This window comes from Lactiplantibacillus songbeiensis (assembly GCF_005405125.1).
In the GTDB taxonomy this organism is placed as follows: domain Bacteria; phylum Bacillota; class Bacilli; order Lactobacillales; family Lactobacillaceae; genus Lactiplantibacillus; species Lactiplantibacillus songbeiensis.
In genome coordinates this window covers 1-24,103 of the sequence record NZ_BJDL01000016.1, presented here as the reverse complement: position 1 = coordinate 24,103, position 24,103 = coordinate 1, and the positions used below count along the sequence as shown (strand labels likewise).

Genomic DNA, 24,103 nt, shown 5'->3' with positions numbered 1-24,103 from the left:
CTCTTAGTTGGTCTTAACCAATTGAGCCTTCCATTTCAAAACTAATCAAGCGGTTCAATTCTACGGCATATTCCATTGGTAATTGCTTCGTAAAGGGTTCCACAAAGCCCATGATAATCATTTCCGTCGCCTTTTGTTCCGAAATACCCCGACTCATCAAGTAATAGAGTTGTTCTTCCGAAACTTTGGAGACTTTTGCTTCATGTTCCATCGAGACATTACCATTCAAGATTTCGTTATAGGGAATCGTATCACTAGACGACTGGTCATCCATAATGATCGTGTCACATTCCACGTGGGCGAACGATCCATCTGAATGCCGACCGAAACGCACCGTCCCACGATAATCAACCGCACCGCCGTCTTTAGAGATCGACTTAGACACAATCGAGGAGGTCGTATTCTTGGCATTATGAATCATCCGCGCACCATTATCTTGATCAACGTTATGTCCCGCGACCGCGATGGACAACATGGTGCCGTGCGCGCCTTCCCCATCCAGATAAACGGATGGGTATTTCATCGTAATCTTAGACCCTAAGTTACCATCGACCCATTCCATCGTGGCATTGGCCATAGCTTGCGCACGCTTGGTTTCCAAGCTGTACACGTTATTGGACCAGTTTTGAATCGTGGTGTAGCGACAAGTGGCATTGTCTTCAACAAAGACTTCCACCACCGCTGCATGGAGGCTATCCGAATCATAACTTGGTGCCGTACAGCCTTCTACGTAGTTCACACTGGCGCCATCATCGACAATGATTAGCGTCCGTTCAAACTGCCCGGTGTTTTCCGCATTAATTCGAAAGTAGGATTGAATTGGCGTGGTGACTTTAACGCCTTTGGGCACGTAAATAAACGATCCACCAGACCAGACTGCCGCATTTAAAGCCGCATATTTATTGGAATCGGGATGAACCAGCTTACCGAACCATTTCTTAAAGAGTTCCGGATATTGCTTCAAGGCCGTATCGGTATCCGTAAAGATAATCCCGGTCTTATCAAAGGTCTCTTGCATCCGATGATAGACCACTTCGGATTCATATTGCGCACTCGACCCAGCTAGATATTTCCGTTCCGCTTGGGGAACCCCTAGCCGATCAAAGGTTTCTTTGATCTTAGGTGGCACATCATCCCAGTTGCGATACTTCTTATCCGTCGCTTTTTGGAAGTACTTCATATGTTCCATATCCAGTCCGGACAAGTCAGGACCAAACTTCGGCATCGGCATCTTTTTATAGATTTCATAGGCTTTTAACCGGTAATCGAGCATCCATTGCGGTTCGTGCTTTTCAGCCGAAATTTCACGGACGATTTCCTCGGTTAAGCCTTCACCAGTTGAATAGACCGGCGTCACATCATCATGGAACCCATATTCATAATTTTGATTATCAGTAACAACTTCATTAACTTTCTTGCTCATTTGGGGTTCCTCCAAGCTCATCTAATAATTGGTCAGCCGCATGCCAAGCCAGCATCGCACAGCGAATACGGGTCGGAAATTCCGCGACCGCTCCTAAAACAGCCGCATCGCCCAATTGTTTTTTGGCGGTAACATCGATCTCATCACCCATCACTAACTGTGAAAAGTCGTGAATCAACGCTTTCGCCTGTGCGGGTGATTGCTTGGCTAGCACATCGGTCATCACACTCGCCGAAGCTTGTGAGATCGTACAGCCCGTGCCACTAAAGGCGATTTGTTGGATCTGATCATCTTGAATATCCAATTGGACTTTAATCACATCACCGCAAGTCGGATTATTCAACGTCAACCCTGGCACATCCGGCAACTGGCCGTGATGATGCGGTTGCTGGGCATGTTCTAAGATCACGGCTTTGTATAATTCACCTAACTTTAACAAACTCATGGTTGGAAGAACTCCTTTACTTCGGCTAAGGCCGTTAGTAAGCGGTCAATCTCTGCGGGCGTGTTATAAAACATGACGCTCGCCCGCACCGTGGCACTCGTTTGCAAGTATTGCATTAATGGTTGCGCGCAATGGTGGCCAGCTCGTACTTCAACACCGGCCATATCTAAGCCAGTCGCCACATCATGCGGATGCACACCATTCAAATTAAACGCCACTACCGGACCGTGTAACGCTAAATCATGGGGGCCATAAACGGTAACGCCATCCATTTTTAGTAACCCAGTTAATAAGCGTTCCGTTAATTGGTTTTCCTGGGCTTCAATGGTTGGCCAGCCAACTTGTTGCAAGTAAGTGATAGCGGCCCCGAGACCAATCACACCACTAATATTGGGTGTCCCAGCTTCAAAACGTTGGGGAATCGCCGCAAACGTTGTCGTCTGCTGAGTGACATTATCGATCATCTCGCCGCCAAATTCAGCTGGCGTTAATTGCTTAAGTAAGTCTAACTTACCATACAGCACGCCAATGCCAGTCGGTGCTAACATCTTATGACCAGAAAAGGCATAGAAGTCGGCATCCATGGCTTGCACATCGACTGGTTGATGTGCGACTGCTTGAGCACCATCGACCACGATAATCGCCCCATTTTGATGAGCTAAGGCGGCTAAATCGTTGATGGGGTTCGTCACCCCTAAAACATTCGACGTTTCAGCGACTGCGACTAACTTGGTCTTAGCCGTAATCAGGCGCTTAGCCGCGTCCATATCAAGTTGACCATCGCTAGTTAAGCCAATATAGCGTAATTTTGCGTGTTTGCGAATGGCCAACTGTTGCCACGGTACCAAGTTACTATGATGTTCCATCACCGTTAAAACGATTTCATCTTGCGGGCCAATGAACTGTTCACCATAAGTCTGGGCCACCCAATTCAAGCTTTCAGTCGTTGAGCGCGTAAAGAAGACGGTTTCACGTTGGGGCGCGTTGATGAACGCCGCCACTTGATCACGAACCGCTTCATATTGATCAGTTGCTTGTGCCGCCAGCGTATACACCCCGCGATGCACATTGGCATTATCATGTTGATAGTAAGTAACCAGCGCATCAATCACCGCTTGGGGTTTCTGCGAGGTCGCCGCACTATCTAGGTAGGTCAACGGTTCGCCATTAATCATTGTGTTTAAAATTGGAAAGTCCGCGCGATAATTAGTTGTTGCCATCGGTTAACCGCCTCTCAATCAATGCATTCAATTCATGCCGGAGTCGTTGTGAGCGCAGTTCAGTAATCACACCCGCTAAGAACCCCCGAATGACCAAGCGTTCAGCTTCTGGCTTGGGAATCCCACGACTCAACAAATAATACATCTGTTGTTCATCGACGCGACCAACACTGGCCGCATGTCCGGCTTCAACGTCATTTTCATCAATCAATAAGATTGGGTCAGCATCGCCCCGGGCTTTTGATGAGAGCATCAATAAGCGATTTTCTTGATCCGCTTTGGCCCCATGTGCGCCCTTAATAATATGGCCGATGCCGTTAAAGATTAACGTCGCAGCATCGAGGATAATCCCCCGTTGCACAATGTTAGCGACCGTCTTCTTACCATAGTTAGTGACCCGAGTGTCCAGACCTTGGGTTTGTTCACGGTTAGCAATCGCAATCGTCTTGACCATCGCTTCAGAGCCACGGCCCTTAAGTTCTGAATCAAAATCAGCGATCACATCACCAGCATTCATCTCGGCTAATTCCCAATCCAACTTCGCATCGTTAGCTAAGTAGCCGCGCCGATTCAAGTACGCCGTTGTCCGATGATCCAACGTATCGATCCCGGCAAAGTTCACTTGGCTATTCGCTTCGGCCACGACTTCAACTAATACATGCGCCGCATTGGCTTGGTCACCAACGGACGCTAACCGTTGAATCACGTTGACACGACTACTCGTATCCGCAATCAATAGATTGTGACTAAAGTAGTTCTGTTGCGTACGATTATCAACGACTTGTAAAATTTCAATTGGCGCTTTTAATTCGACGTTTTTAGGCACATACAGAAAGAAGCCATTGGTCATCATCGCCGTATTCAAAGCGGTGAGCTTATCATCGCCTAGCTTTAACGCCTTTTGCATCAAGTAGGTTTCAACCAAATCGCCATGATGTTGAATTGCCGAACGGAGATCAGATAAAATAACCCCCTGTTGTAGTGCCTCGGCTGGTAATGTCAGTTGGATCGTCGAATCACCGACCGCATAAAACTGCTGGGTGGCCGCCGTCGCTGCTAATTCGCCCGTAACAGGGGCACTCTCGATCGCTGTTGGAGCCGTAAAGTTAAATAACGGCCAATCTTTATAACTAATCTTTTCAAATTTCGGTAATGGCAACTTAAAGTACGCCGCAACGGCTTGTTCGCGGAGCTTTAGCAGCCAATCCGGTTCATTTTGAGCGTGGGCATAGGCCTGCACACCCGCTAATAATGTTGTTGCATCCAAATTAGGCACCCCCACTATTCGACATCGTCATCGGTCAACGGTACATCTAAGCCCAGTTCATCTCGTAAGCCAGCATACCCTTCAGCTTCCAAGGTGTTCGCTAACTTAGCATCACCAGTCTTCACAATCTTACCGTCCATCATGACATGCACATAATCGGGGACGATATAGTTCAGTAGTCGTTGATAATGGGTAATAATCAGCGTCCCAAAATCTGGACTCGCCATCGCATTAACCCCATGTGCCACCACTTGTAGCGCATCAATATCCAAGCCAGAGTCGATTTCATCTAAAATGGCGAATTTAGGTTGAATCATTAATAATTGCAAAATTTCATTACGTTTCTTTTCGCCACCAGAGAAGCCTTCGTTTAAATACCGTTCAGCCATTGATGTCGACATGTTTAGTTCAGCCAAGTTCTTATCCAATAAAGCTAAGAAATCCGTCACTGAAATCTGATCATCTTTAGGACGCCGGGCATTAATCGCTGCTCGCAAAAATTCAATGTTGGTAACCCCCTTGATTTCAGCGGGATATTGCATCGCTAGGAAGAGTCCGGCCCGTGCACGTTCATCGACCGACATCTTTAAAAGGTCAACCCCATCCAATAAGATTTGCCCACTAACGACATGATAGGCGGGATTACCCATAATCGTTTCGGATAACGTGGATTTACCAGTCCCGTTTGGTCCCATGATGGCATGAGTTTCACCAGTATTCAGCGTCAAGTTGACCCCTTTTAAAATCAGTCGTTCTTGTTCGTTTTCAGTAACTGAGACTTTTAAATCTTTAATGACTAGCGTTGACATTTTATCTTCCTCATTTCTGGCCGCCTAAGCTTGGTTCTGCCGCGGATTTATATGATGGCCATCCGTCATAACTAAAGTTGACGGCGCTTTCATACGTTAGTTCTAGTATACGATACGAAACCCGTTTCAGGTCAATTAAATGTCGGGAAAATGTTTAAGATTCAAAAATATAGAAAAGTGATAGTTGTTGGTTAACCGTTAACCCTAGTCGTTGCAAGCAATTAGCGGAGGTTCAGTTTGGTTTTAGTTGGGATTGTTTATTTAGATTCAAATGATTATTGAATTAAAATTGATTAATAAAGTGAATGACGGTCATTCTTAATCCATGCTTGGCGACATATTAAGGTTAGTGAAACTTGCGGCTTTAGTTGGGTTGGATTGACGCTGGCACGTGGTAACCGCGTTTTCGAGCCGGCCAAAGTCACAGATTAAACCAAGACCTAGTCTATTTTCACAACAAAAAAGCCGGCACCCTGACGTGTCGACTTTTCAACCTAATTTACTTTACCACAATGTCGTAGTGGTTCCCGTATGTGCCCCGGTCATGCACTTTACCCATCCCGAGTGGTGTTTTAATCTTCGTTCCAAACTTCTTGTTGTTGGCTAAGATCAAGTAACCATCCTTGTCATAACCGTTCAACGTATAAGTGCCATCAGATGTAAAACGTCCCATCCCATAAACACCAGAACCGTTTGGCGAATAGTATGTAAAGACTCGTTTATGCCAGTGAACCCGACCTTGCATCTTGAAGACGGACTTCGACATAACTGCATGCTTCGTAATATTAGCTTTAAAAAGCTTCTTAGCGGATTTCTTTTTTGTCGTCGCAGCGGCAACTGTATCGGTATGATTCATCTCCGAAACCAAGTTCGATACGCCAAACGCTAGAATTGTGGCAGTCGCAATTACCATAAGAATGTGTTTGAATTTTGTCATCTGTGATTAATTTCCCCTTTATTAAAATCCTGTTAACATTTCGTTTTACCAATTGACACTTAGTATACCGGTTCGGCGTTGCGAACCAGTAACACGCATGTTACAAAACCGTTACGAATTGTATAGACCAGTTTAAAATGGCACTTTTAGCTCAAAAAAATAGCGTTAAATCACGATTTGCTCGTCATTTAGCGCTAACTTGTTTACTGAATTAACTTGAAAGATAATCCAAAAATCACTTAAAACGTGCTTATTTTCGTTAAATTAACCCATTTTCTAAATATAAATGCCTTAATCATCATGCTTCAAAGTCGCAGAAATCGTTGTGTATGTGCCTCAACCACTTGCCGTCTTGACCCTGTCAATAAGAAGAGCGTCATTAACCCGAATACCACGACCAGAATACCCATGCTTTGCCATTCCAACAAGTTTGGTTGACTCATCGTTTGAGTTCCTGACGTCATCATACTTAAGCTGTCGGTTAGCGTATGAATCACAATTGGTACGGCAAAACTCCCAGTGTACAAATAACTCGCTGCCAGAAAACTTCCTAACGCCATTGCAAAGACCATTTGTTCCAGCGTCGCGCTCACAGCTTGCCCGGCCAAAATATTAGTACTATGCCACAAACCAAACAACAAGCTGCTCAGCCCAACTGCCCAGCCAATTTGATGTTTGGCTTGCCGAAACTGCCATAATAACAAGGATAAGATACCGAATCGATACAACCACTCTTCAGCAATTCCAGGTTCCAAACCGCTCAGAAACATTTTCCAAGATGGCGACTTCATCCTAAAAGTATATCTAGTGAACAGCGTTGTTAAGCTATCCCCACTTCCAAAAGCATTCCAAATGACAAAACCAAGCGCCAAGAAGCCAATCAACGCTAACACCCATGCATTAGTCGACCGATTAAACCGCCAAGTTGGCAAATGAAAGCCCCAAGCCATCATCAATACCCCAAAGGCGGCCACAAAACCGAACGCGCCTAGTACCCCACTATCACCAACCAAAGTAAAGCTAGCCGGAATGGCGGTCAGTCCTGGTGTCATTAACAACACTTCATGTGCCCCGACCACCCCGCTAAAAATAGCGGAAATCAATAAAATAATCCGGCCAACTAAGGAGCCAACTGGCCGAGTAACCACGTAGCCAACTGGAATAAATAAGATCAACAAATACGTAAACCCGACCGCAATCAATCCCTGTTGATCTAAAGGTGTCCAATGACTCAACATCCAGATCAGATTTCCTAACAATAACGGAAACACGCTAAATTGCATAATCGTTTGAAAGTAATGATTGAACCGCCGGAAAAAAGACCAGCTTTTATCCGCGACCCCCTGTTCGTAGGCTGGCAACATGGCACTAAAAAACCAAAGTAATAAAACAACTCCGAGTAGACTGCTCCCCAAACCATTCGCCAATAAACGAACTAATAACGCGCCGATTAACACAACTAATTGCGCCACATACCAGCGACGCAACTGCCGGTCAACATCTGTCTGCATCAAAAAAATCCCCCAATCTCGTTATGACTTAATCATAACAGATTAGGAGATTCGGTGGTGCTGGTGATTTTGTTTGTTTAGGTTACGAGCTGAAACGTGTTCGGCCCGACTGCCCCCTCCGCTTGCTACGCTAGCCAACCATGTCAGAAAACCACTGACACAATTGCCTAGCTAGGCAATGCTCAGGCACAACCCGTCGGACCTCACACTCTTAATACAGATCCTGAACGCGTCCCTGCGTTGCTTCGTGAGCCAAATATTCATCATAAGTCGTATCGCCACGGTCAACGACACCCTTAGCACTGACTTCAACGATATGGTCCGCAATCGTTTGGATAAATTCGTGGTCATGGGACGTGAAGACGATGGCGCCTTTAAAGTCAATCAAGCTGTCATTCAAAGCCGTGATTGATTCCAAGTCCAAATGGTTCGTGGGGTCGTCCAATAGTAAGACATTGGCCCGGCTAAGCATCATCTTAGACAACATTCCCCGGACTTTTTCGCCCCCTGATAAGACGTTGATTTTCCGAGTCACATCTTCACCGGAGAATAACATTTTACCTAAGAAGCCCCGCAGGAAGGTATTATCGCTCTCTTCTTTTGGTGCGTATTGCCGTAACCAGTCGATAATCGTTAGATCTGCGTTAGTGAATTCATCGTTAATATCTCGTGGTAAGTACGTCCGTGACGTGGTTTGCCCCCAAGTCACACTCCCAGAATCGGGTTCAATTGCGCCCGCAATAATTTGCATTAATGTGGTCGTGGCTAAATCACTACGACTAATCAATGCAGTCTTTTCGTTGGGCCGTAACGTAAAACTGATATTATCTAAAATCTTCACGCCATCAATCGTCTTCGACACATTTTCCACTTTGACCAAGTCATTCCCGATTTCACGATCCGGCGTAAACTTGATGAAGGGATATTTCCGTGACGATGGCTTGATGTCATCCAAAGTGATCTTTTCCAATTGCTTTTTACGTGAGGTTGCTTGCTTAGACTTCGAAGCATTGGCACTAAACCGCGCCACGAATTCTTGCAACTCTTTGATTTGTTCCGTCTTCTTAGCATTCGCGTTAGCCTGTAACTTAGCAGCTAATTGGCTTGATTCCATCCAGAAATCATAGTTACCGACAAACAACGTAATCTTACCAAAGTCAACATCACACATATGGGTACAGACTTGGTTCAAGAAATGACGGTCATGAGAAACGACGATGACCGTCTTATCATAGTCGGCTAAAAAGTTCTCTAACCAGCTAATTGATTGCACGTCTAACCCGTTGGTCGGTTCGTCCAAAAGTAACACGTCAGGATTACCAAATAACGCTTGGCCTAATAAGACTTTAACCTTTTGTGGTTCCGTCAGTTCACTCATCTTTTTGTGTTGCATCGCTTCATCAATTCCTAAAGCTTGCAACATTTGGTCGGCTTCTGATTCGGCATTCCAGCCGTCCATTTCAGCAAAGTCACCTTCTAGTTCAGCGGCCCGAATTCCATCGGCATCACTAAAGTCTGGCTTAGCATACAAGGCATCTTTTTCTTTCATGATCTTGTACAACTTTTCATGGCCCTGAATGACCGTTGATAAGACTTCTTCGTCTTCAAAGGCGAAATGGTTTTGGTTCAAACTAGACATCCGTTCATTGGGACCCATAGAGACGTTCCCTGATGTTGGTTGGAGTTTGCCTTCCAAGATTTTTAAGAAGGTCGACTTGCCGGCCCCGTTAGCACCAATGACGCCGTAGCAGTTGCCCGGCGTGAATTTTAGGTTCACATCATCATAGAGTTTGCGCGTTGAGAACTGCATACTGACATTATTTACGGTTAGCATTAATTTCCCTCATCTTTCCACTAAAAAAGCCAACTGACCCCATTCGGTCGGTTGACCATCCGATTTTTCATCCTAGATGCAGTGTAGCACGCTTGAAACCCTTTTGGCAACTAAAGCGGTGGTTAATTTTCTGAAAATACCAATGATTTTTTCAAGTGAGGCAAGATTCGTCGTTCGATATAAGCTAAGACACTAGTCGTCTGCGTGGTATCCATAATCGCATCGGCCTGCGCCTGAATCCAAGCTGGGGCAGTGGGCACGGCGATCCCCGTATGGGCGTGCTGTAACAACGTCAAGTCATTTTCGCCAGCGCCAAACGCAACCATTTGATCGGCTGTAATCCCTAGTCGCCGACTCAATGTCCGCACGGCTTTACCTTTATCCAAACCTGGTTGAATTAAATCCAAGCTTCCAATTTCACCAACGATCGGTTGTGCTAAGCCCGCCAGCTTAGGCGTCAATTCATATTGTAGCTGTTCGGTTAACGCCGGTGGACAAAAGATATTAAACTTCACGATGGCTGCATTGACCGCTGCCAAACGATGCACCTTCGCCACGTCGTAGTAATAGTTTTGTAACCGTGCAAGTAGTCGCGGATTAGTCGTCTGCTTAACAAAAATAGTTTCAAACCCACACATCGCCACTTTAACTTCCGGATAAGCGGCCAGAATCGTCAAAATCTGGCGCACCACTTCCGGCGCAAATGTACTGGCAATTAGTGAAGTCCGTGGTTGCATCGTCTCAGCACCGTTACTACCGACTAACCATAAATCAGGATACGCTTGGAATTGTTCCGCCATCTCGATTGCTTGGCGACCACTAGCGATGACCAATTGAACCCCAGCTTCGCATAAAGCAGTATAAACTTTTTTAAAACGCGCTTGATCTAAGTTGCCGTGACTATCAAGTAACGTGCCATCAAGATCTGTGGCAATTAATTTGACTGGCATGGTTATCACCCATTCTTGTTGAATTTATGTAAGCGGTTTCCTTCAATCCTTTCTAGCTTACCGATAATTGGGTAAAACTGCAAGGGGATGGGAATAGAAAAGTGTAGGCTTTTGATTTCGACGGGTCATAAAAAAGCGATTTTCAGTTTATTGACTGAAAGCCGCCCTGTTTGTTAGGTGAGTTACTGAATTGGGTTGATGCTGGTGCTAGTTTACCGAAACGTGTTCAGCCCGACTGCCCCTTGTGTCTGCTACGCCAATCAACCATGCCTAAAGCCTTATAAATCAGTCTCAGCGAAGGGTAAAGTTCTTTTCACTGTGCCACTATTTTGCCGAAACGTGTTCAGCCCGACTGCCCCTTGTGCTTGCTACGCCAATCAACCATGCCGAAAACCCACGGCATAATTGATTAGCTAGGCAATGCTCAGGGGCAACCCGTCGGACTTCACACTCTTTCTAAAAGGCACCCCCGCCAGAGCCACCACCAAACCCACCGGAGTTCCCGCCAGAAAAGCCACCTGAGCCACCGGAACTAGAACTGACATTACTGGCAGCGTCTAAAGCGCTGGAAAAACCACTACCAATGACACCAGATAAGTCGAAGTTGACATTATTACCAACAAAGAAGATTGGGTAGTAAACGCCAATCCCCGTTTCTAATGCCACGGTTCCAAAGTCCACCTTTAACTTAGCGGTCACTTGCTGGGCTAAACCAAACGCTGCTGCATACGGCAGGATTTGTTCCCACAAGATGAGGTCCCCAATCTCAGCGGTATTGAAGTGTCCAATATCTTTCAACATGCGTTGAAACCCATTGATCTGATTAACCAACGCTAACCCCTCATCGGTATTAATCGTCAGACGATGATAGTTAATCACGGCTAAGCTTGTAAAGCCAATCGCAATGGCAACCGTCACCAGTCCAGTTATCATCGCAGTCTTGGAACTAATAAGTAGGCCGCTCAAGGTCACTAAAAGACTCAAAATCAAGATAGCAACACTAAATCCGACCCAGTGATTGCGAATTGAAAAGTTAGTGGCATCTTGATAAACCGCTACTTGTTCATCGATTTCTGCCTGCCAAGCCGAGAACCAGCTATTCAATCGCCCCTTTTTGTCTCGCTGGCCAAATGCTTTAAGCGCCTTGATGGTCAAGGTGTCCGTCGCCGTCACCTTTTTAAAACAATGCGCCAAGAATGAATTACTTAATGGTTTTAATTGCACTAAAGCCACATCTGGTTGCCGTTTAGTTGGCGTCACTGTTAGCTTTAGTTCATGATCCGCCGTTGCTTGCAGGATTTCCGCTGATAAGGCTTTCGTGTCCGGTGACGCCGTCCGCCATAAGGATTGGGCAACTGCTGGCTTCACAGTTGGAACGTCAAAAGAATGATTAATTGGGATGGGCCGCTGATGCTGGTTCGCTGGATGCCGACGCAACCACCACCAGATGCCGAGTAAGGTTAAGCCGAAAATTGCTACCGCCACGCTATAAACTGCCTTAAACAACCAAGCTTGACGCTGGCGCTTTTGATTAGCGGCTTTAGCTAAGGCTGCTTCTTGCTTTTGAACCGCAGCTTTTCGTTTCTTCGGACTCGTCCGTCGATTGGTCGATGTCACACTGGTCGGAAACAGTAAATGACTTTCAACAAAACTGTTAGCCGGATTGCGTGGCAACGTCATCGTGACGCGTCCAGCCTTTTTATCCACTTTGGTCTGCCCTGCTAAGGGACCATGCGTCCAGGCTTGCAAATTAGTGACTTGGGTAGCCGGCAACTGGATGATTAGCCGGACATGCTTAAGCGGCCCATCCCAACCGGCACCAATAATCTTCCAATTAAGCTCAGCGGTATCGGCATAATTCGTAACGACGCCTAACAACCGATAGCGATACGTCACTCGTAACTGATCATCATCTTGCACCGTTCGATAGAGTTTCACCCGTAGTTGTTGCTTCGTTTTAGTCAATTGGTACGTGTTTGACTGGCCGCTTTGGGTTGCCTTAGCTTCAATCGTCGGCCCATTATTTAATTTTGTCGTCACTTGTTCGAATTTGGCCCCTTGGATGCCCCGCAAATCTTGAACATTAAAAACCCCATGATAATTATCGTCAAATTCATAGGTCATCGCTTGTGTGACTTGTGCACTACCATCCTTTTGGACATTGACCTGCATGTCATAGTGGTTAATCGTATAGTCGGCCTGCCCAATCAGTGGTCGCCAACCTAAAACAGCTAGCACTACTAATAAGCTGACTATCAGTCCCCATTTTAGTTTACGCATCGGCTACCCCTCCATTTCTTAGTAATTTCAGTGTAGCATACGCTTACCGACCAACGAAGCTGAACACAACTTAAGTTAATGATCATGAAAATTCCAAATAAAAAAAACGATCGATAATCACTGGATTACTGCCAGATAATTATCAATCGTTTGTGCTTAAACTTGTTTACTTGTTAAATGCGGGAGCGCTAAGAAAATCGCTAGCCCAATCACAAATAGGAGACTAAGTGACGCCGCCCCAATCGTGGATTTACCTGTCATTTGTGTGACGATTCCCACGAGAACTGGCCCCATAACCGCTGAAAACTTACCTAAAATATTGTAGAAGCCAAAAAACTCACTACCAGATTGTTTTGGAATCAAACGGCCAAAATATGACCGGCTCAAGGCTTGAATCCCACCTTGGCTCGTCCCAACTAAAACCGCTAAAATCCAGAAATCAGTCGCCGAAGTCAATCGTAACGCGTACAGACAGATTCCTAAATAAATGACAATTCCAATCAGAATTCCCGTGCGCGTCGATGTCTTGTTCGCCAACCAACCGTATAACAGTGAAAACGGAAAGGCAACTAGTTGGACGACCAATAAGACAATCATCAAAGTCGTGGTTGTAATTCCCATATCCATCCCAATCGAGGTGGCCATCGTAAAGATCGTATCAACACCATCAATATAGAAGAAATAAGCGACTAAGAACCACGCCGCAGCTCGATACTTACGAATGTGCTTCAAGGTTAACCAGACCCGCTTAAAGCTATCCGTGACTGGATGGGCATTCGGCTTAAGCGCATAGACTTGATGGACATTGCGTAACAACGGGATATAAAAGATCACCCACCACGCTGCGGCTAAACCAAAGCTCCAGCGTGCCACACCGTAACTAGACAACAGCCCAAAGCCACTCGTCAGTTGCAGCACTAAGAATAAGATAAATGCTAAGACCCCACCGAGATAACCAAAACCATAGCCATACGATGAAATCCGATCCATTTGCTTATCCGGCGCCACATCAGTCAGAAAACTATCATAGAAAAGATTGCCACCCGAATAACCAATAATCGACAGAATATAGACCGCTAGTAGCCACTTCCAAGCGGTGGTTGGCACAATACTTAAACCTAGCGTCATCACCATGCCGACAATCGAAAAGAGATTCAACAGCCGTTTCTTGGCTTTAGGATAATCCGCTAAAGCCCCTAGTACCGGTGCCAGAATCGAGACGATCAACGTCCCGAAGCTATTGGCATACCCCCAATAGGCCGTCGCATTGGCGGGCGAAACGCCGTTACTTTGGGCAATGGCCTTAAAATAAACCGGCAAGACCGCCGTGGTGACAATAATGCCGTAGCCAGAGTTGGCCCAATCATAAAAAATCCAACTCCACTGCTGCTTGTTAAACTTCATCTACTCCAAATCCTCCTTGAAGACGCCATCTAGACACTGGCCAGGTAACGGCTCCTTGAATTTAAGCCCTAACAATCTGGCAAATGTCGGCGCTTCATCAACTAAGTTAGCCGTTTCAATCCGCGCGCCAGCTTTAATTGCGGGGCCATTAAAGAGGAGTGTCGTTTGATAATCTGGCTTAGTTGGGTCATAGCCATGGACACCATGATAGCGATCCGGTTGTCCTAATGTCGCCGGATGTACCGGTTCAACGACTAATGGTCGCCGACTTTCATCGGTGAAGTAATAACCTTCCTTAGCTTCCACCATCAACGCGCAAGCTGGATCAGCACCGCGTTTGGCAGCAGCTTCACCCGTAATCACCGTCTCGACTCCTTCGACTTGTTCAATCAGCGCTTTTAGTTCATCTAACTGATCAAACCCTTGCGTATAAATGTAAGTCGAGCCATCCGCCGTCTTCGCCATCACCGTCCAATCGTCTTCAAAGGTCTGATCTGGCCGTGGCGTCAGCCAACCTTTTTGCGCAAACAACGTATTCAAATGAATCATATGCGTCACGTTGATCTGATAATGATCACCTAAAATGACAAAGTTAGTATCCGCAAACGTACCGGCCGTCTTAGTCGCTTGGATCAATTGACCGACGCGCTTATCCAACCGATGTAAGGCTGCCATTGCTTCTTTAGAACGCACACCGTAACGATGGCGCATACTATCCATATCAACTAAATGAATCATCGTTAAGTTGGGCTTTTGATTCGCTAACGTATCGACGGCACAGGCAGTGATAAAATCATCTAGTTGCGGTTGCTTAATCCCGTTGCGTAAATGGCCGTATTTATGATTCATTTTCAGTAAGAATAGTGGTGAACTGGCCTTGATTGATACCAAGACTTGATTCGTCCAAATGCGGTTCGGAAAGATTTCGGCTAAATTATATGTAATCTTACTGCCAGCAGTCACTGGCCACAAAAAAGCCGCGGTCGTCATTTTCTTTTGGCGGGCTAAATCATATAACGTTGGCACTTGAACATCTTTTTGATACCAATACCAATCTGGTGAGCGTCGCTTGGGTTGCAACTTGGTATTGTTCACGATACCGTGGACCTTCGGATATTGACCGGTAATAATCGTAGTATGGGACGGGTAAGTTAGCGTCGGATAAATCCCAGTTACAGCTTTAACCCAGGCGCCACCAGTCATTAATTGATTCAAAACTGGTAATTCAGCTTGGTGTTCTCGCAAGTCGCGAAAACCCAAGGCATCTAATGAAATGATGACTAAATGTTGATTGGTCGCCATATTAAAACACTCCTTTTTACTTTCAATAATGAGTTAGCTTTCAGTGTTTGTTGTACTTGCCGCCTACCGGTTGGGTTCTAAAACGCTGGAACGCCATGGGCCATTTTGAAGCCAAAGCTCGGTCTTCAAAACTGTCGTTGGCCTAAGTCCGAGCAAACCACTCGCACTAAGGCCAACGACACGGCTGAGCATTTTAGAACCCAACCTCTCGGCTAAATAACGGATTCAATCATTAATTCATAACTATCCGGTTAGTTAACGACGGGCGGGTCAGAATTGGCTCAGTGGTGTCGTTTGACTTAGTCGGCGGGTTTTCGAGTTAGTCAAAGCCCGCATGAGACCGCCCTTGTGGCTCATAAACGCGGCCACCACGTTCCAGCCGATTCTGGGCCAACCAGAGTGGCAAGTTTAGCCTATTCACACCCCATATTAGCCATTTAAAGTTCCAAATAATTGTGGTCATAATCTAAATTATACCGCAGATTTTTACTGGCAAACAAAAAGCAGCCAAATAAATGACTGCTTACTCACTGAAATACTTAAAATACTAATTTACTTATCTAATCTCGACCGCCCGCGCATGGCGTGAGTGATAGACCCGCATAAAGTTCTTGGTACTCGTCCAATAAACCTTATCTGGCCAGCCTTTTTCCATATAGGGATCAGCAACTAAGAATTGGCCCTTTTGATAACCAACTAGCGCCAGCACATGGTATGGCCGCTGACCTTGCATCCGCCAAGCGCCGGCAAAAACGACCGCATTGCCACGTTTGACGGCCTTGATTAACGTATTCTTACTAGCCCCACTAATATTTCGTGCTTTCGAATCATAGGTCTGCGCGTATTTCGTCAACGGCGCCGGATAAATGGTCCACGTCACCCCAGTTGGACTTTCACGATAAGGATCACCATCAAAACCCCGACTCGCTGACTTCGCTTTTGGCATTTTCGTGATGATCGTCTTCAAACTGGTCTTAGTGGCTATCCCTTTAACGGATAACGCCATCTTTAAGCTGGCCGCCTCACAGGCATTCGGGGCCTTCAACGGGTACAGTTGACTGGTATACGTATATGGCAATCGATAGCGTGCTGTCCGCTTTAAAGCCGCTTGATTTACCCAACCATAGACATGGCCCCGCCGACTAATTTGAAAATAGGTTGTTTTGCCAACTTTGGCAACCCGATCCAACTGTACCAATTGACCACTAAAACGACCCGTTTGACGTTTCGCTTTAACACCGCGCTGATATGGAGCCGCCCAAATACGCCAACCACGACTGCGAACCAGCCGCGAATTGTAAGTACGGGCGGACTTAGTGGTGACGGCAGCCTGACCAGTCGCGGTCGTTACCAATCCAAGTCCCAGACTAGCGATACCAACTAATAACCAACTGATAATTTTTTTCATCCATAACTCCTCCAATAAGATTTTTTGAACGACTTGACTTTCTCCATTAATCAAGTCCCTCTCTAATATAGCACTAACCTAAAAAGGCCGCGGCAACCGCCACGACCTTAATCATTGAACTATTTTGCTAATAAGTTCTGTTCCTGTAACCAATGCAACGCTAACGTCGTCCATTGAGCCGCCTGTGCATTCACATATTTAGGCTTGTGTGGCTTTTCAGTCACGTGGTTGGCCAACGCTAAGCCGTGAATACCGGCGCCAAATAAATGATATTCAGTCGATACCTGTACCTTCATCAATGCTTTAACGTACGCCATCGAATTATAGGCAGGCACCAACTCATCCGTTACTGTTTGCCAGACAAACGTTGACTTAGCAGCTACCGTTGCCGTTTTTTGTGCCGCCCACAACGTCTGGTCCGGTGTCACTTGATTGCGATACGTCTCAGTCGTTGGAAAACCAGCCGTGAGATCAATCACCGGGTAGCCAAGAATCGTGGCCGCAAACGCTGAAGCATAATCGTCTAAGCCATACTTGGACGCCAATTTTGGATTAGTTGCAATGCTATTAAAGGTGGCAGTAACATGCCCGCCAGCTGAAAAGCCGGCCAGAATAATCCGCTGCATATCAATATGATGGCTGACCGCATGTTTCTTAGCCCAATCAATCGTCGCGGCAACTTGTTGCAACGCCCACGGATAAACCGTTTCGGTTGGCGTAATCAGTTGATAGTTCAAGACAATGGCATGCATGCCTTCTGCCACAAAACGCAAAGCAATTGGTGATTCTTCACGGCCAGAATGATACGTAAAGCCGCCCCCAGGACAAATAATAATCAGCGGATAATCAACCGCCGTCTCAAAATCTGAAATTTGATCTAGCCAATAGGCCGTTACGTTAAACGGATGATCCTTCGCTGTTAATTCTTGTTTTTCAATTTCCATGTTAGTATCCCCCAATTAACTTAAATCCCCACTTTTTGTTTACGCTTACATTATAAATTTTGCCAACGACACCTGTCAATTTTATCCGCATATATTTTAAAATTTATTCGAATATTTATTTTAAAATGGCTAGTATTTGTTATAATGGGCTTAACAAACTTAAACATGAAGGTGACGATATGACTAAAAATACCTTTGATCGCATCTATGAAACCTTAAAAGACCGCATTTTAAAAGGTGCCTATAGCATCAAAATGCGCTTACCGATTGAAGACGATTTAATTAAAGAATTTGATACAAGCCGTTACGCCGTTCGTAAGGCAATTAAACAATTAGCGGATGAAGGCCTCGTCTATAGTGTCAAAGGCCGCGGTGTGGTCTTATTAGAACACACGCCCCAGACCCAACAATTTAACTTGAGTTTAGGCCAATTATCCGGCATCAAAGCCATGAACGCTGATCGGCAATTAGACTACCGGACCGATGTCGTCAGCTTTAAACAAGTCATTGTTGACGCCGATCTTAGTGAACGGACTGCGTTTGAGATTGGGATTCCCGTCTATGCCATCCAACGCGTCCGCCTGTTCAATGGCCATCGCAATGTCATCGACATTAACTACTTTAATGCCCAATTAGTACCGGGCATTACGGCCGACATCGCCCGCCAGTCGATCTACCACTATATTCAAGATGACCTGCACGTTAAGATCGCCGTCGTTAAACGGATGCTACGTGTCGATTCTGTCCGCAAAACTGACCTAAAGTATCTAGAACTCGGTGACAATAACTGTGTCGGTAACATGATTAGCATCGCGTTTAACGATACTGGCCGGCAATTTGAATATACCGAATCTCACTTCATTCCCAACGAATTCGTCTTTACCCAACTGATTCGTAACTAAACTTTACCAACCTAAAATCACCCGCCTACCGATTTGGTAAGCGGGTGATTTTGCGTCTTAACGCTTAATTGACTGATTTGCATCGAATCATAGATAACAAATGTCGATAATTCATTCAAATTATTATTTAAAATATATTCGAATATATATTGACTATTTAGCCATACCAATTATAATAAATGTTATAAAAGCTAATGGGGGTTAGCCTTTACGCCAACCCGACCAATTTCGGGTTGGCTACGCAATATGGGGTCAAAGAATTAGGTGTGGTTACAGGAGTAAAACTAAAAAATAAAAGTGGCCAGCGAACGACTAGGCGTTCACCGGCCATTTTTATGCGGTACGCGTACCGCAACCGACTGAGTTTAGTGCACAACAATTTTTTATAGGGGGGAGGCATTAGTTTAAGGCGCTGATTGCTCATCGTCAGTAGTTGGGGCCGGTATCGTGAGCGTCGACCGTTTGGGCAAGATCAGCGCGGGGACGTAATAGAAGCTGACCTGAACATCGGTTGGCCCATATTGTCCCCAACCATTCGTTGGGGACTGTTCATTCCATTGATAACCGGGAATTAACTGGGGCTGAAAGTCATACGCCGTGGCGTAATCGCCTTGATATACCACACTTGGAGCCAATTTTTGTTGTGTGTCCGCTAAATAGTAATTAACCGTCACTTGCCCCAGCAACGATTCCACCGGCTGTTGACTTGCTTTCATACTTTCACCGTTCTAATGTGCCGTCACACACTAGCCTTTCTCACTCAGGTTTCAACTATGGTTTAGCACGCCGTATAGTTAGCCACAATCTTAAAGTTACCGCTCATCATTGAGCCACGCTTGTTTAACCAACTATCCAGTTCGTCAACTTAGCAAAGTAACTACCCCCCTTACAAATCTATTAATAGCAATGATTTACACGTACTCATCGACTGGCGATTCATTGCCCCATTCGACATAACAACTTTAATTTTTGTTATTGCCAGCTTTTCCAACTACCAAGCTTGGTCCAGCGACCACACCATTAAGTTTGTTCAATAACTGAACTTAGCCTAACAAAAGCACGGCCAACCATCGCTGGTCAGCCGCACTAAGGGAATCATGATTAGTGTTCATGCCGCTTCTTACCAAAGCCTAAGAACCCGAACAAACCTGATAAAGCTAACATCAATAAACCGAGGAAGCCAGTTGGTGCTGCACTAGCTTCACTAGTCTGTGGTAACCCGGCTGCTAAATGACGATAGGTCCCAGCCTTGCCAGCAAAGTGCTTACCAGCAGTTGGCTTAGCTAATGGTGATCGAGTCGAACCAATAATCTGACCTTGCGCATTGTAAACTGGCACCGTTGCCGTTGCCATTGGTTTAGCCAATGTCTTCGTAGTCGTTGGCCGAATCAAATGTAAGGTCTTACCCGTTGCCGCCGACTTAGTACCGGGCTTAGCCGTCTTAGTTGTTGCCAACTTGATAGACTTAACCGTCTTTGGCGCGGGCTTAATTGCTTTCGCAGTCGGTAACTTAGCAGCAGGCGTCGTTTTGGCTGTCGCCGTTGGAGCTTTAGTCGTTGTCCCGGTAACCGTCGCCGTATCCGTTGGCGCAGTCGTTGGGGTCGTTGTTGCGGGCGTACTGTCAGCATCGTAGACGATCCGCTCAGTCAAATCGGTCGTGGCTGGTGTGACCGCACTAGCTGGCGTTGCCGTCGTTTCTGGCGTATAGCCATCAATCGTCGGGGCTTCAGCGGCCGTAAAGGTTGGCTTAGTCTCTGGCTTCCAAGCACTATACGTCACCTCATCCGTCACATTATCAATCGTCGCGTTGCGCGTAAAGGTGACCGTTTCTAATGAAGCTGGCGCAAGTTCTTGACCGGCATCATCAACATAGTCGATTGTTTCCGTGACCGTCTTCGTTAAGTCCAGCTTGGATAAAGCAGGCGCTGCAACTGGGCTGTCTGGCGTTAACGTCGTCGTTTTATGAGTTAAGGTAATAGCATAAGTTGGCGTGTAGTTTGGATCTAAGAAGTACGCCCCGGCATCAGGGAAGTCATCACTCGCAACCTGATACCCTTCTTCTTCATAGAAGTTGATTGTTGCATCTGGTGTGTAGGTTGAAGCAGTTCCTACTAAACCGGATAGTGGATAAGTTTCTAAGACCCGTTTAGTGGTCCCATCAATAAATTCAACTTCAGCTTTGGCCGTATCTGCTTGATAGGTCAATAAGATATCGCCGGCTTTAGCGCCTAACTTCCCACTGATTGGCAAGCTACCAGTGCCCAAACCTGTATACGTGTAAAACGGAATCTGGGTTGGTTCTAAGGCATAACTGTCGTTAACTTGTCCATTGATTGTGGATGCCGGTAAGAGCGGTTGTCCATTTTGATCCAAGTAATCCACGGTAATCGTCCCGGCTTTTGGTTCCGGTGTGAAGCATAGGTTAATCGTCTTAGTGCCAGCTGTATAAGTGCCAGTCAGTGCACCACTAACCGCTGCATCAAAGGTATACTCAGGTAACGTCGTGTCTGCTGACAAATCATACGTTGCCCCCAACTTAGCGCCGGTCAAGGTTAACGCAGGCTTGATGGCGGTACCAGTGGCCGTATCTAAGAATTGAACTACTAACTCTGGCGCAGTAGTTGCTGCTGCGGAACTAGCCGTGCTAGTAGCCGCTGAAGAAGCGGCTGAGCTAGCGGTACTAGTGGCTGTTGAGGCTGCTGAACTGGCTGCACTACTTGCCGTGGAGCTTGTTGCTGGTGCGGTTGACGCTGCTGAGCTGGCTGCACTACTTGCCGTGGAGCTTGTTGCTGGCGCAGTTGACGCTGCTGAGCTGGCTACACTTGTTGCGGTAGAACTAGTTGCTGATGCAGTTGACGCTGCTGAGCTGGCTACACTTGTTGTGGTAGAACTAGTTGCTGATGCAGTTGACGCTGCTGAGCTGGCTGCACTAGTAGCTGTGGAACTCGTTGCTGGTGCAGTCGAAGCGGCTGAGCTGGCTGTACTTGTTGCTGTGGAACTTGTCGCTGGCGCCGTTGAGACTGCTGAGCTGGTTGTGCTTGTTGCTGTGGAACTTGTTGCTGGCGCAGTCGAAGCGGCTGAACTAGCTGTACTTGTTGCAGTGGAGCTTGTTGCTGGCGCGGTTGAGGCTGCCGAACTGGCTGTGCTGCTTGCCGTTGAGCTTGTTGCTGGTGCAGCGGAAGCGGCTGAACTGGCTGTGCTTGTTGCAGTGGAGCTTGTCGCTGGCGCGGTTGAGGCTGCTGAGCTGGCTGTACTCGTTGCAGTGGAGCTTGTCGCTGGTGCAGCGGAAGCGGCTGAACTAGCTGTACTACTTGCCGTTGAGCTTGCTGCACTTGTTGCAGTAGAACTCGTTACTGGTGCAGTTGAGGCCGCTGAACTGGCTGTGCTACTTGCTACTGAACTTGTCGCTGGCGCAGTTGAGGCTGCTGAGCTGGCTGTGCTAGTAGCTGTGGAACTTGTTGCTGGCGCAGTTGAAGCCGCTGAGCTAGCAGTACTAGTAGCAGTGGAACTGGCTAGTGGCGTTGTTGCAGTGCTAGTGGCTGTTGAACTTGCCAATGGCGCAGTTGAAGCCGCTGAACTGGCTGTACTGGTAGCAGTGGAACTGGCTAGCGGCGTTGTTGCTGTGCTAGTGGCAGTTGAACTAGCCGTGCTTGTTGCAGTGGAACTCATTGCTGGTGCCGTTGAGGCTGTTGAACTGGCAGCACTACTCAATGGTGCCGTACTACTTGCGGTACTGGTAGTTGCTGTGGAACTTTCAGGCGCTGCAATTGAACTAGCAGCGGAAGTCGTACTTGTGGCCGCCGTAGATGCAGCGGTTGTTGCGGAACTGGTCGCAGTCGAACTTGATACGGCTGGTGCAGTACTCTCAGCGGTTAAACTAGTGGTACTAGTTGCCGCCGTACTGCTAGGTAAAGCCGCACTAGAACTCATTGCGGCACTACTCATTGTTGTCGTTGTTGCCGCTGAACTGGCAGCCGAAGCCGTACTAGTTGCCGTACTAGAGGTCATCGTCGCAGTACTAGCTGTGGTCGTTGTTAACGTGGCACTACTAGCCGTCGTCGTTGCCGCTGAAGAGACTAATGGTGCAGTCGTTGTCGCACTGGTCGTATCGGCATGAATTGGTTTAGCAAAGGTTTGAGTCCCCAACATCACTCCGCCAAACGCTAAGATTAATGATAAATACCATTGTTTACCTGATTTATATAATTTATAATGCCCGCCGATATTCTCATTGTGTTGTAACTGTTTTAATCGCATATTTTAGAATCCCCTCTCTTAAACCTACGCAATTTAAAATTGCACTCTAGGTTTAACATGGGTCTGGATTGGACTCAATCAGTAGGCCAAAATAAACCGCGTTTTAAGCCGTATTAGGCCAGAACACGCGTTAGTAAGCTTTCTTTAAACTTAATGTCAATCATTAAAATTTTCATTGTTCATTTAAGTGAACGTGCTTCTTACTTATTGTCAGTAAGCCACAAGCAAATTGTTTAATTCATAATCATTTTTAAAAAGTCATGTAGAAACGGTTCCTACTGATCAAAAATCTCATAAATGAAATTTGCATTCGTTAAGTAACCGAATTGACGACAACCGTAAACTGATTAAATAAGGATAGTGTTCAAACCCATTTAGAATTCTTCTAATTTATTGCCTGATTACCTCGGCAATAATTGCGTAATTTTAAAATAATCATTACACTATTAACTGTAAAAGGCTTGCTTCATAAATTTATCATTGAAGCCGGCCAGTCTACTCGGGGGTCAAGGAGTATACACAATGTTCCAAAATCAGGGGGATTCAAATAAACGGACTTGAGGCGCGCACCTCAAGTCCGTTTATTGATGTTCTTTAATACCTGACGCTGGCTTACTTTGTCTTTTCAAGTTGTCGTTTCCGGCGTCGACTTTCCCATGCAATCAAGATTGTGCCGATTGCTAAGACGAAGCCAGCCGCCGCAACCGTATGGAGCCGACGATTATCCGTCTGTGGTAAGCCCGTACCATTTAAAGCCGTCATCCCTTGTGTTCGAACTTGTTCTAATCGTGCAGCCCGAATCGGTTCATTTGCCGTTTGGGCGCGGGTAATAGCTGAGTCTAACTGGGTTAAAACAGCTTTACTAGCCGTCTGCCGCGCTTTTTTATCAGGTGTTGCTAACGCTGCATCCATCTTTTTCGCCAACACTGGTTTCTTCGGTGCTACCGCTTCATCGTAATCTTCAGAGAACAAGTACGGTTCTTCGTCAGCAACTGCGATTTTGTCGCCTTGTTCATCGGTAGTTCCTTCATCAGTATCAGTTGTTGGTGTTTCAGGGTCAGTCGGTGTTGGATTTTCTGGGTCTGGGTTCTCTGGTTCAGGTATTTCTAAGTCTTCAGGTTCTGGCGTTTCTAGGTCTGGGTCTGGGTCTGGGTCTGGGTCTGGGTCTGGGTCTGGGTCTGGGTCTGGGTCTGGGTCTGGGTCTGGGTCT

Annotated in this window: 18 protein-coding genes; 1 reads left to right on the top strand and 17 read right to left on the bottom strand. The window is 46.3% G+C overall.

The features are described from left to right. Nucleotides 1–13: 13 nt before the first annotated feature. The 14 genes from sufB to FFM77_RS06360 all read right to left on the bottom strand — a co-directional run bounded on the left by sufB (nt 14) and on the right by FFM77_RS06360 (nt 17,734). Nucleotides 14–1,423: a Fe-S cluster assembly protein SufB gene (gene sufB, locus FFM77_RS06425; protein ID WP_137634940.1), complete on the bottom strand. Its 1,410-nt coding sequence runs from the start codon at nt 1,421–1,423 to the stop codon at nt 14–16. After that, on the bottom strand, nt 1,407–1,868 hold the full coding sequence (sufU, locus tag FFM77_RS06420) for a Fe-S cluster assembly sulfur transfer protein SufU (protein WP_137634939.1): 462 nt from the start codon (nt 1,866–1,868) through the stop codon (nt 1,407–1,409). Before sufU ends, sufB begins: the two co-directional genes overlap by 17 nt. Further along, on the bottom strand, nt 1,865–3,088 hold the full coding sequence (locus FFM77_RS06415) for an aminotransferase class V-fold PLP-dependent enzyme (protein ID WP_137634938.1): 1,224 nt from the start codon (nt 3,086–3,088) through the stop codon (nt 1,865–1,867). Before FFM77_RS06415 ends, sufU begins: the two co-directional genes overlap by 4 nt. Next, entirely contained in the window at nt 3,075–4,355 is a 1,281-nt protein-coding gene (gene sufD / locus FFM77_RS06410; protein ID WP_223876793.1) for a Fe-S cluster assembly protein SufD, read from the bottom strand. Before sufD ends, FFM77_RS06415 begins: the two co-directional genes overlap by 14 nt. 14 nt (nt 4,356–4,369) lie before the next feature. Beyond that, the gene (sufC, locus tag FFM77_RS06405) at nt 4,370–5,164 is read right to left on the bottom strand and encodes a Fe-S cluster assembly ATPase SufC (protein ID WP_137634937.1); all 795 of its coding nucleotides are present in this window, start codon (nt 5,162–5,164) and stop codon (nt 4,370–4,372) included. Nucleotides 5,165–5,663: 499 nt separating this feature from the next. Then, entirely contained in the window at nt 5,664–6,101 is a 438-nt protein-coding gene (locus FFM77_RS06400; protein ID WP_137634936.1) for a hypothetical protein, read from the bottom strand. Nucleotides 6,102–6,406: 305 nt separating this feature from the next. Next, nucleotides 6,407–7,612, bottom strand: a complete 1,206-nt coding sequence (locus FFM77_RS06395; RefSeq protein WP_137634935.1) for a CPBP family intramembrane glutamic endopeptidase — start codon at nt 7,610–7,612, stop codon at nt 6,407–6,409. 211 nt (nt 7,613–7,823) lie between these two features. Continuing rightward, on the bottom strand, nt 7,824–9,446 hold the full coding sequence (locus tag FFM77_RS06390) for an ABC-F family ATP-binding cassette domain-containing protein (RefSeq protein WP_137634934.1): 1,623 nt from the start codon (nt 9,444–9,446) through the stop codon (nt 7,824–7,826). A 122-nt stretch (nt 9,447–9,568) separates the two neighbouring features. Further along, on the bottom strand, nt 9,569–10,396 hold the full coding sequence (locus FFM77_RS06385; protein ID WP_137634933.1) for an HAD-IIB family hydrolase: 828 nt from the start codon (nt 10,394–10,396) through the stop codon (nt 9,569–9,571). A gap of 456 nt (nt 10,397–10,852) precedes the next feature. Next, nucleotides 10,853–12,676 carry a DUF2207 domain-containing protein gene (locus FFM77_RS06380; protein ID WP_137634932.1) on the bottom strand — a complete coding sequence of 608 codons (1,824 nt, stop codon included), beginning with the start codon at nt 12,674–12,676 and terminating at the stop codon, nt 10,853–10,855. Between the two features lie 156 nt (nt 12,677–12,832). Further along, a complete protein-coding gene (locus FFM77_RS06375) occupies nt 12,833–14,080 on the bottom strand; it encodes an MFS transporter (RefSeq protein WP_137634931.1) in 1,248 nt (415 codons plus the stop codon). Beyond that, nucleotides 14,081–15,382: an alkaline phosphatase family protein gene (locus tag FFM77_RS06370; protein WP_137634930.1), complete on the bottom strand. Its 1,302-nt coding sequence runs from the start codon at nt 15,380–15,382 to the stop codon at nt 14,081–14,083. 556 nt (nt 15,383–15,938) lie between these two features. Beyond that, complete coding sequence (locus tag FFM77_RS06365; protein ID WP_137634929.1) at nt 15,939–16,790, bottom strand: C39 family peptidase; 852 nt, start codon at nt 16,788–16,790, stop codon at nt 15,939–15,941. 119 nt (nt 16,791–16,909) lie between these two features. After that, nucleotides 16,910–17,734 (bottom strand): alpha/beta hydrolase, encoded by an 825-nt coding sequence (locus FFM77_RS06360; RefSeq protein ID WP_137634928.1) that lies wholly within the window; start codon nt 17,732–17,734, stop codon nt 16,910–16,912. Nucleotides 17,735–17,913: 179 nt separating this feature from the next. Between FFM77_RS06360 and FFM77_RS06355 the strand changes: the two genes are divergently transcribed. Continuing rightward, on the top strand, nt 17,914–18,636 hold the full coding sequence (locus tag FFM77_RS06355; RefSeq protein ID WP_137634927.1) for a GntR family transcriptional regulator: 723 nt from the start codon (nt 17,914–17,916) through the stop codon (nt 18,634–18,636). Between the two features lie 404 nt (nt 18,637–19,040). On the opposite strand, the gene FFM77_RS06350 is transcribed toward FFM77_RS06355, so the two are convergent. From FFM77_RS06350 to FFM77_RS13960, 3 genes are all read right to left on the bottom strand, one after another. After that, entirely contained in the window at nt 19,041–19,352 is a 312-nt protein-coding gene (locus tag FFM77_RS06350) for a MucBP domain-containing protein (RefSeq protein ID WP_137634926.1), read from the bottom strand. A gap of 385 nt (nt 19,353–19,737) precedes the next feature. Then, complete coding sequence (locus FFM77_RS06345) at nt 19,738–22,893, bottom strand: mucin-binding protein (protein ID WP_137634925.1); 3,156 nt, start codon at nt 22,891–22,893, stop codon at nt 19,738–19,740. Nucleotides 22,894–23,505: 612 nt separating this feature from the next. Continuing rightward, nucleotides 23,506–24,103, bottom strand: a 598-nt coding sequence (locus FFM77_RS13960; RefSeq protein WP_179951418.1) for a hypothetical protein, incomplete at its 5' end; no start/stop codon positions are given.

What these genes read in the sequence shown, in the direction of transcription:
- sufB (WP_137634940.1), bottom strand. Translation starts at nt 1,423, where the DNA reads ATGAGCAAGAAAGTTAATGAAGTTGTTACTGATAATCAAAATTATGAA.
- sufU (WP_137634939.1), bottom strand. Translation starts at nt 1,868, where the DNA reads ATGAGTTTGTTAAAGTTAGGTGAATTATACAAAGCCGTGATCTTAGAA.
- FFM77_RS06415 (WP_137634938.1), bottom strand. Translation starts at nt 3,088, where the DNA reads ATGGCAACAACTAATTATCGCGCGGACTTTCCAATTTTAAACACAATG.
- sufC (WP_137634937.1), bottom strand. Translation starts at nt 5,164, where the DNA reads ATGTCAACGCTAGTCATTAAAGATTTAAAAGTCTCAGTTACTGAAAAC.
- FFM77_RS06400 (WP_137634936.1), bottom strand. Translation starts at nt 6,101, where the DNA reads ATGACAAAATTCAAACACATTCTTATGGTAATTGCGACTGCCACAATT.
- FFM77_RS06395 (WP_137634935.1), bottom strand. Translation starts at nt 7,612, where the DNA reads ATGCAGACAGATGTTGACCGGCAGTTGCGTCGCTGGTATGTGGCGCAA.
- FFM77_RS06390 (WP_137634934.1), bottom strand. Translation starts at nt 9,446, where the DNA reads ATGCTAACCGTAAATAATGTCAGTATGCAGTTCTCAACGCGCAAACTC.
- FFM77_RS06385 (WP_137634933.1), bottom strand. Translation starts at nt 10,396, where the DNA reads ATGCCAGTCAAATTAATTGCCACAGATCTTGATGGCACGTTACTTGAT.
- FFM77_RS06380 (WP_137634932.1), bottom strand. Translation starts at nt 12,676, where the DNA reads ATGCGTAAACTAAAATGGGGACTGATAGTCAGCTTATTAGTAGTGCTA.
- FFM77_RS06375 (WP_137634931.1), bottom strand. Translation starts at nt 14,080, where the DNA reads ATGAAGTTTAACAAGCAGCAGTGGAGTTGGATTTTTTATGATTGGGCC.
- FFM77_RS06370 (WP_137634930.1), bottom strand. Translation starts at nt 15,382, where the DNA reads ATGGCGACCAATCAACATTTAGTCATCATTTCATTAGATGCCTTGGGT.
- FFM77_RS06365 (WP_137634929.1), bottom strand. Translation starts at nt 16,790, where the DNA reads ATGAAAAAAATTATCAGTTGGTTATTAGTTGGTATCGCTAGTCTGGGA.
- FFM77_RS06360 (WP_137634928.1), bottom strand. Translation starts at nt 17,734, where the DNA reads ATGGAAATTGAAAAACAAGAATTAACAGCGAAGGATCATCCGTTTAAC.
- FFM77_RS06355 (WP_137634927.1), top strand. Translation starts at nt 17,914, where the DNA reads ATGACTAAAAATACCTTTGATCGCATCTATGAAACCTTAAAAGACCGC.
- FFM77_RS06350 (WP_137634926.1), bottom strand. Translation starts at nt 19,352, where the DNA reads ATGAAAGCAAGTCAACAGCCGGTGGAATCGTTGCTGGGGCAAGTGACG.
- FFM77_RS06345 (WP_137634925.1), bottom strand. Translation starts at nt 22,893, where the DNA reads ATGCGATTAAAACAGTTACAACACAATGAGAATATCGGCGGGCATTAT.